The organism is Lacticaseibacillus sp. 22 (genome assembly GCF_055413445.1).
In genome coordinates this window covers 1-13,978 of sequence record NZ_JBVAYD010000025.1, presented here as the reverse complement: position 1 = coordinate 13,978, position 13,978 = coordinate 1, and the positions used below count along the sequence as shown (strand labels likewise).

Below are 13,978 nucleotides of genomic sequence, written 5' to 3'. Positions count from 1 at the left end.
CAATGGATTTAGAATTTTACGATGATGATCACTTGCTGGATGACCAGCATCATGAGCTGATCCAGAAGTTGGTTGCTTTTTGTGGGCAACAGTTGGCGTTACCTAATGATACCGAAATGTCGATTACCATTGTTGGGGATGATGCGATTCAAAAGATTAACCGGGAATATCGCGATACTGATCGCGCGACTGATGTGATTAGTTTTGCAATTGAAGATGGCGAGGATGACTTGCCACTGCTGCCTGGCATGGCAAAAAATATTGGTGACTTATTCATTGATCCGTTGACTGTTCGGCGCCATGCCAAAGAATACGGCCACAGCTTTGAGCGCGAGCTGGGGTATACGGTGGTTCACGGTTTCTTGCATCTAAACGGGTATGATCATATTAAACCGGAAGATGAAGCCGTGATGATTCCGCTGCAAAAGAAAATTCTGACTGCTTATGGCCTTACCCGATAAGCAAATCGGCAAAAACAAGCATTTTATTCAAAGCGCCCGCCACGCGCTCGATGGGCTGCGCGTCTTTTTTGTCGATGAGAACAATTTCAAACGCGAATTTGTCAGTGCAACGTTGGTCATTATTGCCGGGATCTGGTTAAAAGTGCCGCCATTTTCTTGGTTCGTTTTGATTTTGGCGATTTTGTTGGTATTTTTAGGCGAACTGCTGAATACGATTGTTGAGAATATGGTCGATTTCATTATTGGCGAGCATTACGATCTGCGGGCAAAGAAAATTAAAGACATGAGCGCCGGTGCCGTGTTGATCGTTTCTCTGATTGCGGTAGTTGCCGGCATTTATGTTTTTGGACCGCCGCTGTTAGCGCTTTTGAGGAGTTGGTGAATGTTGTCAGTTTTACGTACCGCAGCCTTAGCCGCACGTGAGAATGCCTATGTTCCTTATTCGCACTTTGCCGTGGGTGCAGCTGTTCGCGTGGGTGAGCGGATTTTTTCCGGGGCAAATATCGAAAATGCCAGTTACGGGTTGAGCAATTGTGCCGAGCGGAGTGCGATTTTTGCAGCTGTGAGCGCCGGGTACACTCAGTTGGATGAGTTGTTGGTCATTGCTGATACAAAAGGACCGGTAGCGCCTTGTGGGGCGTGTCGGCAAGTTATCAGTGAATTTTTTGCGGCCGATGCGGTTATTACCTTGACCAATGTGCGCGGCGAAACGGTTCAAACGACCCCGCAGGCATTGTTGCCAGGCGCTTTTTCGAAAGGAGACTTACAGGCTTGAGTGAACACCATTCTGGTTTTGTCGCGATCATCGGGCGGCCAAACGTCGGCAAATCAACCTTCATGAACCGTATTTTAGGGGAAAAGATTGCCATCATGTCGCCAAAAGCGCAGACAACCCGCAACAAAATTAACGGGATTTACACTACCCCTGATGCCCAAATCGTTTTTGTGGATACGCCGGGCATTCACAAACCTAAAAACGAGCTGGATGATTACATGGATAAGGCCGCGTTATCGACGCTTAATCAAGTCGATGCTATTTTGTTCATGGTCGCAGCGGATGAGCAAAAAGGGGCAGGGGATGCGTATATCTTGCGCCAGCTTGCTGAAGTGAAGAAGCCGGTTTATTTGATTTTAAACAAAATCGACTTGGTTAAACCGGATGATTTATTGCCGCTGATTGAAAGCTATCAGCATGATTATCATTTTGCACAAGTCTTCCCGATTAGTGCCACGATGGGGAATAATGTGGACGAGTTGCTGAATTCGCTGACGGCCACATTACCAGAGGGACCGCAGTATTATCCGGAAGATCAGCTAACAGACCATCCTGAATATTTCGTTGTCGGTGAGCTGATCCGGGAAAAAATCCTTGAATTAACCCGTGATGAGGTGCCGCATGCTGTCGCGGTGCAGGTAGAGCGCATGAAGGACCGTGAAGGCGGCAAACTGCAAATTGAAGCGTACATTATCGTTGAACGTGATAGTCAAAAAGGCATTATCATCGGCCGCGGCGGACAAATGCTCAAACAAATCGGTATCCGCGCCCGTCGCGATATCGAAAACCTGCTTGGCGATAAAGTTAACTTAAAACTATGGGTCCGGGTTCAAAAGAACTGGCGCGACAACAATGCTTATCTTAAATCATTAGGTTATAACATGAAGGATCTGCGTTAATGGTCAAACAAACACAAACCTTTGAGGGGCTGGTGATGTCCCGTCAAAATTATCGTGAATCCGATATGCTGGTCAAAATTTTGACGGATCAGTTCGGTAAAAAAATGTTTCTGGTAAACCGGGCCCGCAAGCCCGGTTTTACTTTAGCTGCTGGCATTTTGCCCTTTACGCATGCGGATTATATTGGTGAGGTCCGCGATTCTGGACTGTCCTACTTGTCCGCTATAAAGAATCCGACGCAGTATCGACAAATCTCCAATGATATTACCTTGAACGCCTATGCAGCCTACATCTTCGGCTTGCTCGATTTAGCCTTTCCAGACGGGCGGCCAGTCGGATTTTGGTTCAAACAAGTCAAACAAGCCTTGCATTTGATTGACACCGGCCTTGACCCGCAAATTATCGCCAATGTGGTTGAAGTGCAAATGCTTAAAGCTTACGGTGTTGAACCCAATTGGCGCGGCTGTGTCATCGACGGCCGCACTGATTTGCCACTGGATTTTTCGGAAAGCTATGGCGGCTTATTGTGTCAGCAACATTGGGACAAGGACCCGCATCGACTCCATGCCAGTCCGCGCGCCATTTTTTATCTGCGACGGTTCAGTACGCTTGATTTGAGTCAAGTCAAGCGAATTGATGTAAAGCCCGCGACCAAAGCCGAACTCAAGCGAATTCTTGATGTTATTTACGTAGATATGGTCGGGGTGACGCCAAAAGCTAAGCGGTTTATCGATCAAATGAATCATTGGCAGGATCGGTTGCCGGATCGTACAAAGTCAGAGGATTCCTCCAATAATGATCGTCCACATATTTAATTGATTTAACTGATTGTTTTTATTTCTCTGTGTGCTAAGTTATAAGTAAGCGGTTACACGTTTGAGGTGATGCTTCTTGCGGAAATAGTGACAACTTTAACCGAAGACAATAATCACTTAATCAATTTTTGTGAGAGGGGGATTTTAATAATGGGTGAATCACTGCCAAAGGCGGTCAAAGTCTGGATGGCGGCAAATATATTAGCAATCGAGTTTGATAATGGGCAAACCAGATACCTGCGATCACATTATATTGAGGATTATATTTCGGCTTGGTCACTTAAAAAAGGTAAAGGCAAACGGGTTGACTTGATTTTGCCTCCGACATGGCAGTGGCTCGGTTCAAATGCCCGCATCGAAAAGGATGGTTCCGTCATTCTATTTGAAAAGGACAGCTATACGCCACAAGAACTTTGGAATAACAGTAAAGAACGTATCGACTTAGTGTCAGGCGTGAATTGATACAAGCAACCTTAAGGCCAATCTAGCAAAGAAAATTAATTTGGTGATGAGAAAAGGGTCACATTCGTTCCAAACTCCGGCAAGTCATGGAAAGTGTGAACTTGATGGGAATAGCTTTTGGCCGAATGACCAAGCGGTGGGTGAATTTGAGCTTTCTAAATAAATGGAACCGCACAGAAGCGACCGTACGCCATACCTTGGCGTTACGGTCGCTTTTATGTTTAGGGAGCTATTCGCGTGCTTGATTTAAGTCAATTCTAGCGTGTAAATGATCGCGCTAAAATTTAACCGATTGTATACATTTATTTTACACAGCAGTGATAAGATAAAACTATTCCTATCATGCCAGCAATTAAATGTACGTCAATAAAAACGAAATAAGGTTCATGTCAAGCCGGAACACGCATCTTTAAAAGATACAAACTTCACCAAAAAATTTCTATTATTAGAGGCTTACTGGACCATCATCCACGTGTGAAAAGAGGCTTTTTACTTTGAAAACCTTCTTTAAGATAATCATAGCTATTAGTATCATTGTAGACATCTTAGTCATTGTAAAGGCGGGATTTGGCAGTACTGCGACGCTTGGAACAATGACCGTAACACTGGCTATTCTTTTCATCGCCAATTTCTATGACAGAAGAGGCTAGTTCTATGAACAGCAGCAAAGGGAAACAGCATGCTAATTATATTCTGATGCTAAAGGCGCTTTCGGTTGAGATTGGACATTTTTCGCTTAAAGATGTTAACTTAAGCATTAACGCTGGTGATGTTCTAGGCGTGATCGGTAGTAATGGTGCTGGGAAAACAACGCTATTAAAAACGATTATCGGCATTCTCAAGCCAACTTCGGGAACGGTCTTCATTAAAAAAGGCACTGCGATTTCTATGGCATTTGATGATGGTTACATTCCGGAAAGCTTGTCAGCTAAAGACATTGACTATATTTTTCCCAAAATCTTTAAACGCTGGGATCGTGAAAAATATAGACAATATATCGATAAACTAAAAATCCCCAAGCAAACTAATTTTATTGATCTCTCTAAAGGTACAAAAACCAAACTTGGCTTGGCAGTCTGTTTATCGATGAACGGCGATTTGGTGATTCTTGATGAAATTACCAGCGGGATTGACCCACTGACTCGGATTGAAATACTGAATGAAATAAAAGCTTATCAAAATCAAACCGGTGCCAGCATTATTCTCGTAACACATATTTTAGATGATGTCATCCAGCTGTGTAATCGGTTTGTGGTTCTAACAAATGGCAGCATCACAACAGACTTCAGTTTAACCCCAGAAACAGACGAGGCTGTTCTTAAGTCACTTTTGGTTGCTAGCCACGAAGAAGTGGGGGATACTAAATGACAGGCTTTCTCATTAAAGACTTTATAATTGTCAAGAAACGAATCCTTAAACTCCCCGTCATGATTTCTTTGTTTGGCGCTTTTCTGGTTGCAGTTTTCGTTAACAAAGACATTGCCGAGTTATTTGTGTTCAGTTCTTCTGCGCTTGCCATTGTTGCGCTTGAGACGCTTTTTCAGCTTGATAATCAAAGTCACTGGAAAGATTTTTTAGTGCCTTATCACCTGAATCCATTCAAGATTGTTGGTTCTAGGTACGTATTCTATGCGATCGCTTGTTTTGCAACATCATTTCTTGCCTTTGTGATGAGCCTTATCATTGAGATTATCGTACCGAAAACGTCACCGATGCAGTTATTTGGGATAACCGCGATCATTTTTGTTGTATGTTCTGTTTTTGGCATTATCTTACTTCCGGCTATGTACGCTTTTTCACAAAGCGGCCTGATGTTTATTTTCATCATTATCCTTCTTCTTATGGCAATCCTACCGCGGATCCGGTCCGCGAAACTACAGGCTTTCTTGATGAGCCAAAACAAAGCTTCATTGTTTCTTGTCGCCGTTGCTGCCGTTGCCTGTTTATATGTGATTTCATATTTCTTTTCAGTATTGATTTATCGTTATCGCTAAACCAAACCGTCTTTTCAGAACGGTCTGATTTACATCGAGAGCGGAGTATGTTTATGTCTTTTATTTTTTTTATGTGGATAGGAAAGAGGTAAGCCGATGCGCGAAAAATTAAAACATGCCTATCAAACAAAAAGGCTTGTGTTGGCACCGGTTACGATTGACGATGCGCCTGACATGTTCGAGTATGCAAGTAATCCGGAGAATGCCTATTATGTGTTTGAAACCAATAAGAGTTTGCAAGATACAAAAGACATCATTCAAAAAATATTTATAGAGAATGGGCTTGGCAAATATGGCATTTTTTTGAATGAAAAGTTGATTGGTACAATCTATTTCTTAAACTTAGACGATCGTAACAAATCGGCAGAGTTAAGTTATGTACTCAATAAAAAATTTGAAGGGCATGGATATGCAACTGAAGCTGCAATCAAATTACGTGACATCTTCTTTACTGAACTTGAAGGTGAGCGCTTGTATGCGAGACATACATTTGACAATCTAAAATCGATGAATCTCATGGCAAGAATAGGTATGAAGATAGAAGGAACGCTTCGAAAGTCATATTGTTTTCATGGTCGGCAAGTTGATTTAGCAATCTGGTCAATGACACGAGATGACTTGTGATTAGCGATAACGTGATTAGACGTTACTTCAGGGTATTTTATATCGTTTTGATGGAAAAGCCGTGGTCCTTTTCAGAAAACCCGCTTGACACCCCTAGCCGCGATGCTATACTAATAAGGAAATTGAATCGGTGATGAGAAAAAGGGTCGCATTTGTACCAAACCCAAGCGAGTCAGGGATAGTGTAAGCCTGATGGTGGTGAATGTGATTGGCGTTTTCGAACCAAATGACAAAGCTGCAGGTAGATTCGGTCTATCTGAAGTAGGGTGGAACCGCGCATCTAGTTATTTAACTATGGTTTCATTACTGTATTTACTGGTTTAGGGGCCTGAATGGTGTTTCAAATAGCTGAAAAAGTTGCTTGTTTCATGGCTATTTTCAACATTTTATTCAGCACCTAGATAACATGAGATCACATATGATTTAGAAAATAAAATAACGTCAGCAGGCATGTTAGCCTTACCTAATGTGGTAGGGCTATTTTTGTGCCCTAAAAGTAGCTATACCAATTTGCCACCTAGGTGTTCAATAGCGTGTTAGCTAGCACATTAAGTGAGCTGGCTGTGATTCATTCCCCTATGCACAAGCTAATTAACTACCACGTGCCCCTAGAAGGCTCACACTTGCTCTCTAAGCGCCTTTAGTACCCAGCATGTGTAATTGTACCTATTCTTCCATACTTCCTTATATGGCCTAATAGTGAGCATCACAAGAGTGTCTGCCTGTTACACCTGATTGGAAAGTGGGCACCATTGTGATTTGAATTAGACACCATGGGATACCCATAGAAGGCTCATATTAGCTCTCTAAGCCGTCCTAGTGCTCCCTTAGTGTCATTGTAGGCAAAGGGGTTACTAGAGCATTAAGAAGCCAACAGGGTAGGACTTCATTGCTGGTGTAACTAATGAAGTTTAACAGGGGGAACAAAGAGGCATACTGGTGTGCACAGAAGAGGCCATCAGCTTCTACAGTACCCCTAGAAGGCTCATATTGGCTCTCTAAGCAATTCTGTTACAGGTTGGCACAATTATACATCGTGTATCTAAAGTGGAATAGACGAGCATAACTTGCGTTTTAAAAAGTAGACAATAAAGGATATAATGCTCAAATATTCACAAGGCGTACTCAATCTTTTAACCCTTATTTCCATTTTGAAATTGCTATAAACACGGTAGACACTTGTTAACACTGATTGGAATAAAGTAAACCCTTGCTGACACTTTTTTAACACTGATGAACACTTGTAACTCTTTTCCATTTTGAAATTGCTATGTCTCTTTAGCCTAGTTACAAGGCCTTATCCTGAATGTTAATGAAGCTAGAGCGTAGCGATGGCTGAATGGAGTTAGTAATGCTTAGGTTGCAACGGGTGCATGGTTTTGACCTTAATGATCTTAATCTTTTAGACTTTTTAAAGTGGTTAAGCGTTCTTTGCTTAGTCAGATGCTTAAGCTGATACAGCTTACGAGGGAAACACCGGTTTTTGGTGTGGGGCGAGTAGCCCCAATTAGCGTTCTTTGCTAATTGCTTCTATTACTACCCTTGCTAAGTATTCAGAATGCAAAGGTTGCTTACTGTTAATGAAGCTAGAGCGTAGCGATGGCTGAATGGAGTTAAGTAATGCTATTAAGTTATCAGCTAGTTTACTATTAAGTTACCAGTTAAGTATTGGGGCTACTCGCCCCCGACACCAAAAACCGGTGTCTCCCCTCGCCAGCATGGTTGCTGGATACCTTGACATAACCAACTGACAAAAACCGTCAGTCGTCCATGTCAACTTTTGTTAAACTTTTCAATTCTTGTGGAACGAAGGCGAAGCCAGAGTGACACTGATTGACCATGGAAAACATGTGTAGACACTTGTAACCCTTGCTAAAACAATTGTACGTTCTAGACATCAAAGACAGCTTGCTGGTTTTGCATGTGTAGATAAGTAATACTATTGTACATGCCAAATAGGCCATGTTTGCGCTTACAACTACTGATACTAAGCCGTTTACGGCATGTATTTTGCTCGTGAGCAAATTGCACACTTTTTTGCCATCCTACTTTCCACACTTTTACCCCCTTTAGATGCCCACACAGCAACGTTTATAAGCACTTTCTGCAAACTTTGTGGATTACCTGTTACTTTTCCAACTTTTGTCAATTAGAATAGTAATGCTAAATTACTCTTTGAAAGGGTGTGATGCAGGTAAAGGATATACAGGTTGCTTATAACGACTCATATTTTTTAATAACGTGGTATAATTAAGTTGTAAAAGAAATGGATAGGTTAGTATTGACATATGCTTGATAGACTTTGACTATCACTTTTAAGTAAAAAGAGTGTATACTTAAGTTGTAAGAGAAATTATGGTGTGACAAATGGAATAAGGAAATAAGATTTATCAGCTATTTCCCCCAAAAATGGCGCTTACCTTACGTATATATATATATATGGAGGAAGAATTTCCTCCTTCTCCTCGTTCAAGACAGCAAGTGTGGCTGGTGCGGAAAAATCAGCCTACTTGTTTGAGGCAGGGAGGCAAGATTGTGTAGTTGTGTAGTTGTGTAGTTATGAAGAAAGGTGAAAAAAATGAAGAAAACTCATCCAGATACAATGGTAGTCAGGGATTTAAACTTCTTTGATGCCAAGCTCAAGATGTCGTTGGGTTCAAAAGGAAAGCTTGCAGAGGTAACAAATTTAAGCTATTCAAGTGTAACTCACATGAACACTGTGGGAGTTAGCTATGGTGTTGCAACACGAGTAGCAGAAGCACTTCATGCAAATATTGATGAACTATTTGTAACAAAAAAAGCCTAATCGGGAGCAACCGACAGGCAATGAATGAGGAGAATATTATGGGATATAAGAATAAAGAGCTACTAACAAACTGGGCTGACAACATTGATAAGGTTGCTGAACTAACCAAGCACAGCACCACTCGAACAGCCAAGAAGACGCAACTTTCTGAGTTGCTTAACACAGTCAGCACAGGAAAAATTGTGGGGGCTAAAGAGAGAAAGGAATTAAATGGGAAGAAAGTTATTTTAACCAGCAATTCTAAAGCTAATCCGGTGCCAGCCTTCCTTGAATGCTTGGGATCACCAGAAGAACAGCTGCCAGCATTCCTTAAACAATTTTATCCAGAAATGCTTCAGCGAGTTGATTATAAGCGAGCTTGTTCAATAGCAACATCGAACATTTTACAGATGCCAAGTGGAAGAGGCTCAGGTGCTTCGAAAGCAGTTAAGAATTTATTTGTACCAGCTAATAAGTTCGACCCTTGGCGGGATGACAAGAAGCTCATGGCTGACGTATATCAGGCAGTTAACCTACTTGCCGCTAATCAAGTTACAGGCCATCAGCTTTCAAAAGAACCAGGCAGAGGTATCTACATCACTAAGGATTTAATGATGGACATGCTTGAGCACCCAGAAAAAGCCACCAAAGCAAAGATTGCTAATGCACTTGTGTTAATGCGAGTTGCAGGGTCCATTCACTTAGCACAACCCGATGAACTTTCTGATTCAGGGAAGAAGCTAATGGAGTTTAACAATGGTAGTAAATTAGTCAAGTCGCACCATGTGTACATACTAGGCGATTTCAACACTTCTAACTGGGACTTGGTGAGTGATAACTTTACCCTCAACCTAAACACCCCAATCAGCAAAGAAATGCTTATCCAGTTGTTCGGAGAGAAGGTTGCAAGTGACTACTTTCCAGATTTATCAGGCGGAGTTGGGAAACGAGAAATAAATTTTTTCATGGGTATAAAGGCTCAAAAAGGGTATACCAATGAGCCTATCATGACGGCCAAAGCAGCAGCGGATACTATTAGCAGCTTAGCAAGCGTTAAGGACAGGACAGCAAGGCAATGGGTTGACGAGGTTTGCACCGTTAAGCCAGTCGAAATGGAAAAACTTTCAAAGGCGTCTGCTGGTAGATACGGTTATGAACTGAAAGGCTATAAGGATACTAAACCGGCTGAAAAGTTGCTTGTACCAACGACTAAGGAAGCTTTAAGGATGTGCAGGGAAAAGCTGGCTGACAAAAATGACAAGCTAAAAAAAGAGCTTAAGGTGAGAATGCATAGGTAGACGAATGGAGGATTAACTCTAGCTACTTAAGGCGATCCAGAGATGGGTCGTCTTTTTTTTGTGCTGACATCTTTTGCTGACGTAATTTGAAACTTGTCAGCAATGTGATCTAGCAGCGTCAGGAGCATTTTTACAACCCTCAGCTCATCATTTGCCTTACTTCACAGCCACAGCACACATCAACATTACATAGCATGTGGCATCAAATGTTAAGAAAAGGTTAAGAAATATTAAAAAGCCTTTGTAAGGCGCTTACAAATGGATCAAACACTATATTTATAAGTGTAAGGAATAAATAGGGGGTAATTTTAACAGACATAGATAATCGAGTGATGCAAAACAGGAAATATTAACAAACGTGGTATAATTAAAGTATAGAACAAATATGAAAGTAGGAATAATAACGATGACAAGCACGGTAAATAAGGAATCAAACCTAGAATTTTTTATCAAAGCAACTTTAAAAGCACGCATTAAGGCACATGATGAGGAGGAATTTAAACAGTGTAAACCACCCTATTCACGTTACAAGATAAGTAGAAATGGCGTTGTTATTGGGCCTCGGTCCAATCGGCCTATCAAGCAATACATTAACAATAGTAATTATGTAGTTGTCGGCGTGACAAAGGACGGCTCAAACAAACACACCACTGTTACCCTATCACATCTTCTAGGGTTAGCGTGGATTCCTAATCCTGAGAACCTCTCTGATGTTGACCACATTGATGACAACAGATTAAATAACGCTCTTTACAATTTGCGATGGGTTAGCCATAGAGATAACTTAGTGAAGGAGCATAGGCGGCAATTAATGAAAAGAGCTAATGGGCGACCAGTTCGAAAAGTGAACGATGACAGCTCGTTTGAGGTATATAGCTCCATAAAGGAGGCCGCTGAGGCCGTAGGGTTAAGCAACACATCAGTAGCAGGCTCAGCTAATGGCACCTTACACCTTAACAAGCCTTACCATTTTGTTTTCGCCAGATGAAAAATGGTTCCAACTTCCCAATTAATACCATACCATAGACAAGAAAGAAAGTACATACATATGAAAAACAAAGAAAATGTCACCCTCGACACATTTAGCATTCTTAACTCAGCTGGTTGGTTCCTAACAATTGCAAACATTGCAGGTATCACACAATTGTCATGGGCTAATATTTTAAACTACTGGCTGGCATTGCTTGGCATTGCTGTAACCATGGGCATAGTTACAGCAATCATTGGCCTACGGACTAAAGGTGGCGAAAAGTAGTTGCTTTCAGAAAAGACAATTAAGGAGCTTATATCAACGCCAGCCTTCCTCAGTAACGCTTCAAAGCTAGCTGGCATGCTTCACATGAGCCGCCAAGATGCTTCACAGGAGCTTCTGATTGAACTCCTTAGTCACCGGCTTCATAAATGGTCCGACAAAGATGTTGAAATTGCTATCGCAGCAGAGTCGCCGAGTTTGAAATGGAAAGTTAAGTACGCCAGAAAAGACCTTGTTCGAAAGCAAGCCAAGAGTGCTTCAAGAGAGGTTGAAAAAGCACAGATGGTTGCCCACATGACCCGACAGGCAAGTAATGAAGCTGAGACACTAGAGGCCTTAGAAAGGCTCCAAGAGCTGTTTAAGAATAAGGCCACTAAAAGTTGGGCAGAAAGTTTGCTCAGGGTTGCCCAAAAAGAGACAATGGTGCGATTTCATCAAACGCCCAGACAGTTCAATAATAAGCTAGTTAAGGTGTGCAAGTATGCTCGTCAGCGGCAACCTAAGCAATCTAATAGCCACACAAAGGAACTTAAATTGCTAAAAGAATGGGATGACCTCATAACCGACCCAGACACAAGCGACAGCGATGTGCAGGCCTTTATTGGCGAACATGAAGAATACATAGACAACATAATCGATGACCCTCAGGTTGCCTTTCAAGGGCACCTGATCAAGGACTTTGCACATGCAGGCAAAGATAAATACATATTGGTAAATTTAATGGCAAAACGTGAACAGGAATTGAAGGAGAAGAGCAATGAACTCAGTTAACTTAGTAGGAAATGTTGCCAACAGTGTTAAGTCAGGGAACAATTCAGCAACGGCTATGCTGGCAATACATAGGATTTATAGTCAGGCAAAGGATAAGCAAACAGCTGATTTCGTTCCAATTGTGGCCTTCGGAAAAATGGCAGAAGTTCTTAGCAATTATGCATCTAAGGGAACTCGGATAGGTATAAGCGGGCGTATACGTACAGGACAGTATGAAAGGGACGGAAAAACTGAATACACATGGCAAGTTGTAGCAGAACACATATATCTGCTCAGTTCTAAGCCACACAATGATGCATCAAAGGATTCATCAGCAAATCTGAGTGATGACTTGATTAATTCACTTAGTCCCAAATTAAGTGGGCTTAAGGACAGTGATTTGCCATTTTGACCAGACGACAGGGGAAAAATCTTTGGCATGAATGTAATGAGCCACAATGTCACAAAATCATACCAATCAGCGAAAGGTACTGTGCAAAGCATAAGGCCATGCATGAGCAATCATGGCAGGCCAAAAAGGCCGACTACAGGCGGTCAAAGTTAGCAATGGCAATCAAGGCAAACAAATCAAAAGAGTATGACAAAAAGCAGCGAGACCCTAAGGCAGTAGCCTTTTACCATTCTAAGCAATGGCAAGCAGTGAGGGACTATGTATATGCACGAGACCTAGCCACCTGCCAAGTGTGTGGCAATGTTGTTCAAGACCGAAAGATAGTTGACCACATTATCTGCCGCCGATTGTGTTCATCCAAGCAAGCACTGGACAGTGGAAACCTATGGACATTGTGTTACAAGTGTCACTTTAGGAAGACAAAGTTAGAACAGCTAATAGCGGATAAGCCAAACGGAGACACAATTTTAAAACACTTAAACAAACAATGGTGGACAAAAGTTTTAAAAGAGAAGAAAGAGGATAAGCAAAATGGATAATGACTTTGAAAAGGATGTCGAATATGTTGCACCAGGGTACCAACCAATGGGTCAAATATTGACACCTGAGACCGTCATTGAATCTAGTGAAGATTTATTGGAGTATAGGCAAATAATTAACGACAGGCTAATGACGCGTGGATGTGACACTGGACTGATTACTATCCAGCTGGCAGATTTAAACAATGAAGCAATTAGTCAACTTACGGACGAGGTAAAAGATGCCGGCTGGCAAGTGGTAATGGAAGACAAGAACTTATACATCCAATGACGATAAGGTTGATGGGTATGATTTAACATATTCAAAAAACGGCTTTTCCTTTGAAAAGCCGTATAGGGTAAAGTTTTATAAAATATGAGGAAATTACTGCATACCTCATATGCGTTCATAGGCGCTCTACATGACTCCAATTTGCATGGTTGTTATTATAGTCAACTATAGAATGTAAGTGAAGTATAGAGTTAATCAATGAAACATATTCAACAATTGTCAAAATGTAAGAAAGAAAAAAATTGAATGGTGCGGTACACAGAAGCAACAACTTTGATTTTAACGATTCTCTGGAAGCTGTTACTGATAATGAAATAACTACAAACACGTAAGACACCATCGCAATAAACATTCCTAAATCTTGGAAATAAATTGTAACAAATAATAAATACAAATACACAAAAGGTTCTACAAGCATAAATAGTTCCTGGAAAACTGCAAGCGGCAACTGGAAAAAAGTTAGCATCTTACTAAACTTTTTATCCATGTTGAAAAATAAATTGTGATATTTTACGAATGCTATGAAGCGCCCATATTTCCAACGATATCTCTGTTTGATCAAAGATTTAAACTTTTTCACAGGTTGGGTATAGGCTACTGCATCATTGGCATATCCTATAATGTTATCTTTATTACCATAC

Annotated in this window: 18 protein-coding genes; 17 read left to right on the top strand and 1 reads right to left on the bottom strand. The window is 41.4% G+C overall.

Going from position 1 to position 13,978, the window contains the following annotated elements; genetic code table 11:
- Positions 1–2: 2 nt before the first annotated feature.
- The 17 genes from ybeY to ACWP87_RS10765 all read left to right on the top strand — a co-directional run bounded on the left by ybeY (position 3) and on the right by ACWP87_RS10765 (position 13,337).
- Positions 3–461, top strand: coding sequence for an rRNA maturation RNase YbeY (ybeY, locus tag ACWP87_RS10845; RefSeq protein ID WP_005687662.1), 459 nt, complete (start codon positions 3–5; stop codon positions 459–461).
- On the top strand, positions 445–843 hold the full coding sequence (locus tag ACWP87_RS10840; RefSeq protein ID WP_005687661.1) for a diacylglycerol kinase family protein: 399 nt from the start codon (positions 445–447) through the stop codon (positions 841–843). The genes ybeY and ACWP87_RS10840 overlap by 17 nt, the downstream gene beginning before the upstream one ends.
- Positions 844–846: 3 nt before the next feature.
- Complete coding sequence (locus ACWP87_RS10835) at positions 847–1,236, top strand: cytidine deaminase (RefSeq protein WP_005713928.1); 390 nt, start codon at positions 847–849, stop codon at positions 1,234–1,236.
- A complete protein-coding gene (gene era, locus ACWP87_RS10830) occupies positions 1,233–2,135 on the top strand; it encodes a GTPase Era (protein WP_005687659.1) in 903 nt (300 codons plus the stop codon). Before ACWP87_RS10835 ends, era begins: the two co-directional genes overlap by 4 nt.
- Complete coding sequence (gene recO, locus ACWP87_RS10825; RefSeq protein WP_005687658.1) at positions 2,135–2,950, top strand: DNA repair protein RecO; 816 nt, start codon at positions 2,135–2,137, stop codon at positions 2,948–2,950. The genes era and recO overlap by 1 nt, the downstream gene beginning before the upstream one ends.
- 150 nt (positions 2,951–3,100) lie before the next feature.
- Positions 3,101–3,412, top strand: a complete 312-nt coding sequence (locus ACWP87_RS10820) for a hypothetical protein (protein ID WP_005687657.1) — start codon at positions 3,101–3,103, stop codon at positions 3,410–3,412.
- A 654-nt stretch (positions 3,413–4,066) separates the two neighbouring features.
- Positions 4,067–4,780 (top strand): ATP-binding cassette domain-containing protein, encoded by a 714-nt coding sequence (locus tag ACWP87_RS10815; protein WP_005685938.1) that lies wholly within the window; start codon positions 4,067–4,069, stop codon positions 4,778–4,780.
- A complete protein-coding gene (locus tag ACWP87_RS10810) occupies positions 4,777–5,406 on the top strand; it encodes an ABC-2 transporter permease (protein ID WP_005685935.1) in 630 nt (209 codons plus the stop codon). The genes ACWP87_RS10815 and ACWP87_RS10810 overlap by 4 nt, the downstream gene beginning before the upstream one ends.
- A 96-nt stretch (positions 5,407–5,502) precedes the next feature.
- On the top strand, positions 5,503–6,030 hold the full coding sequence (locus ACWP87_RS10805; protein ID WP_005685933.1) for a GNAT family N-acetyltransferase: 528 nt from the start codon (positions 5,503–5,505) through the stop codon (positions 6,028–6,030).
- 2,578 nt (positions 6,031–8,608) lie between these two features.
- The gene (locus ACWP87_RS10800) at positions 8,609–8,836 is read left to right on the top strand and encodes a hypothetical protein (RefSeq protein WP_029944087.1); all 228 of its coding nucleotides are present in this window, start codon (positions 8,609–8,611) and stop codon (positions 8,834–8,836) included.
- Positions 8,837–8,874: 38 nt separating this feature from the next.
- On the top strand, positions 8,875–10,113 hold the full coding sequence (locus ACWP87_RS10795) for a hypothetical protein (protein ID WP_014569690.1): 1,239 nt from the start codon (positions 8,875–8,877) through the stop codon (positions 10,111–10,113).
- A 406-nt stretch (positions 10,114–10,519) separates the two neighbouring features.
- On the top strand, positions 10,520–11,101 hold the full coding sequence (locus ACWP87_RS10790; protein WP_048653167.1) for an HNH endonuclease: 582 nt from the start codon (positions 10,520–10,522) through the stop codon (positions 11,099–11,101).
- Positions 11,102–11,161: 60 nt separating this feature from the next.
- Entirely contained in the window at positions 11,162–11,368 is a 207-nt protein-coding gene (locus ACWP87_RS10785; RefSeq protein ID WP_015764966.1) for a hypothetical protein, read from the top strand.
- Positions 11,369–12,136, top strand: coding sequence for a hypothetical protein (locus ACWP87_RS10780; protein ID WP_014569689.1), 768 nt, complete (start codon positions 11,369–11,371; stop codon positions 12,134–12,136).
- On the top strand, positions 12,123–12,527 hold the full coding sequence (locus ACWP87_RS10775) for a single-stranded DNA-binding protein (protein ID WP_015764965.1): 405 nt from the start codon (positions 12,123–12,125) through the stop codon (positions 12,525–12,527). Before ACWP87_RS10780 ends, ACWP87_RS10775 begins: the two co-directional genes overlap by 14 nt.
- A gap of 98 nt (positions 12,528–12,625) precedes the next feature.
- Complete coding sequence (locus tag ACWP87_RS10770; RefSeq protein WP_015764964.1) at positions 12,626–13,066, top strand: HNH endonuclease; 441 nt, start codon at positions 12,626–12,628, stop codon at positions 13,064–13,066.
- Entirely contained in the window at positions 13,059–13,337 is a 279-nt protein-coding gene (locus ACWP87_RS10765) for a hypothetical protein (RefSeq protein WP_014569688.1), read from the top strand. Before ACWP87_RS10770 ends, ACWP87_RS10765 begins: the two co-directional genes overlap by 8 nt.
- Before the next feature lie 115 nt (positions 13,338–13,452).
- Here ACWP87_RS10765 and ACWP87_RS10760 read toward each other — a convergent pair.
- Positions 13,453–13,978: glycosyltransferase family 2 protein (locus ACWP87_RS10760; protein ID WP_031541837.1), on the bottom strand; the 526-nt coding region annotated here is incomplete at its 5' end.

Excerpts from the sequence above, each read along its gene's own strand:
- ybeY (WP_005687662.1), top strand. The coding sequence starts at position 3 with ATGGATTTAGAATTTTACGATGATGATCACTTGCTGGATGACCAGCAT.
- ACWP87_RS10840 (WP_005687661.1), top strand. The coding sequence starts at position 445 with ATGGCCTTACCCGATAAGCAAATCGGCAAAAACAAGCATTTTATTCAA.
- recO (WP_005687658.1), top strand. The coding sequence starts at position 2,135 with ATGGTCAAACAAACACAAACCTTTGAGGGGCTGGTGATGTCCCGTCAA.
- ACWP87_RS10820 (WP_005687657.1), top strand. The coding sequence starts at position 3,101 with ATGGGTGAATCACTGCCAAAGGCGGTCAAAGTCTGGATGGCGGCAAAT.
- ACWP87_RS10815 (WP_005685938.1), top strand. The coding sequence starts at position 4,067 with ATGAACAGCAGCAAAGGGAAACAGCATGCTAATTATATTCTGATGCTA.
- ACWP87_RS10810 (WP_005685935.1), top strand. The coding sequence starts at position 4,777 with ATGACAGGCTTTCTCATTAAAGACTTTATAATTGTCAAGAAACGAATC.
- ACWP87_RS10805 (WP_005685933.1), top strand. The coding sequence starts at position 5,503 with ATGCGCGAAAAATTAAAACATGCCTATCAAACAAAAAGGCTTGTGTTG.
- ACWP87_RS10800 (WP_029944087.1), top strand. The coding sequence starts at position 8,609 with ATGAAGAAAACTCATCCAGATACAATGGTAGTCAGGGATTTAAACTTC.
- ACWP87_RS10795 (WP_014569690.1), top strand. The coding sequence starts at position 8,875 with ATGGGATATAAGAATAAAGAGCTACTAACAAACTGGGCTGACAACATT.
- ACWP87_RS10790 (WP_048653167.1), top strand. The coding sequence starts at position 10,520 with ATGACAAGCACGGTAAATAAGGAATCAAACCTAGAATTTTTTATCAAA.
- ACWP87_RS10785 (WP_015764966.1), top strand. The coding sequence starts at position 11,162 with ATGAAAAACAAAGAAAATGTCACCCTCGACACATTTAGCATTCTTAAC.
- ACWP87_RS10775 (WP_015764965.1), top strand. The coding sequence starts at position 12,123 with ATGAACTCAGTTAACTTAGTAGGAAATGTTGCCAACAGTGTTAAGTCA.
- ACWP87_RS10770 (WP_015764964.1), top strand. The coding sequence starts at position 12,626 with ATGCATGAGCAATCATGGCAGGCCAAAAAGGCCGACTACAGGCGGTCA.
- ACWP87_RS10765 (WP_014569688.1), top strand. The coding sequence starts at position 13,059 with ATGGATAATGACTTTGAAAAGGATGTCGAATATGTTGCACCAGGGTAC.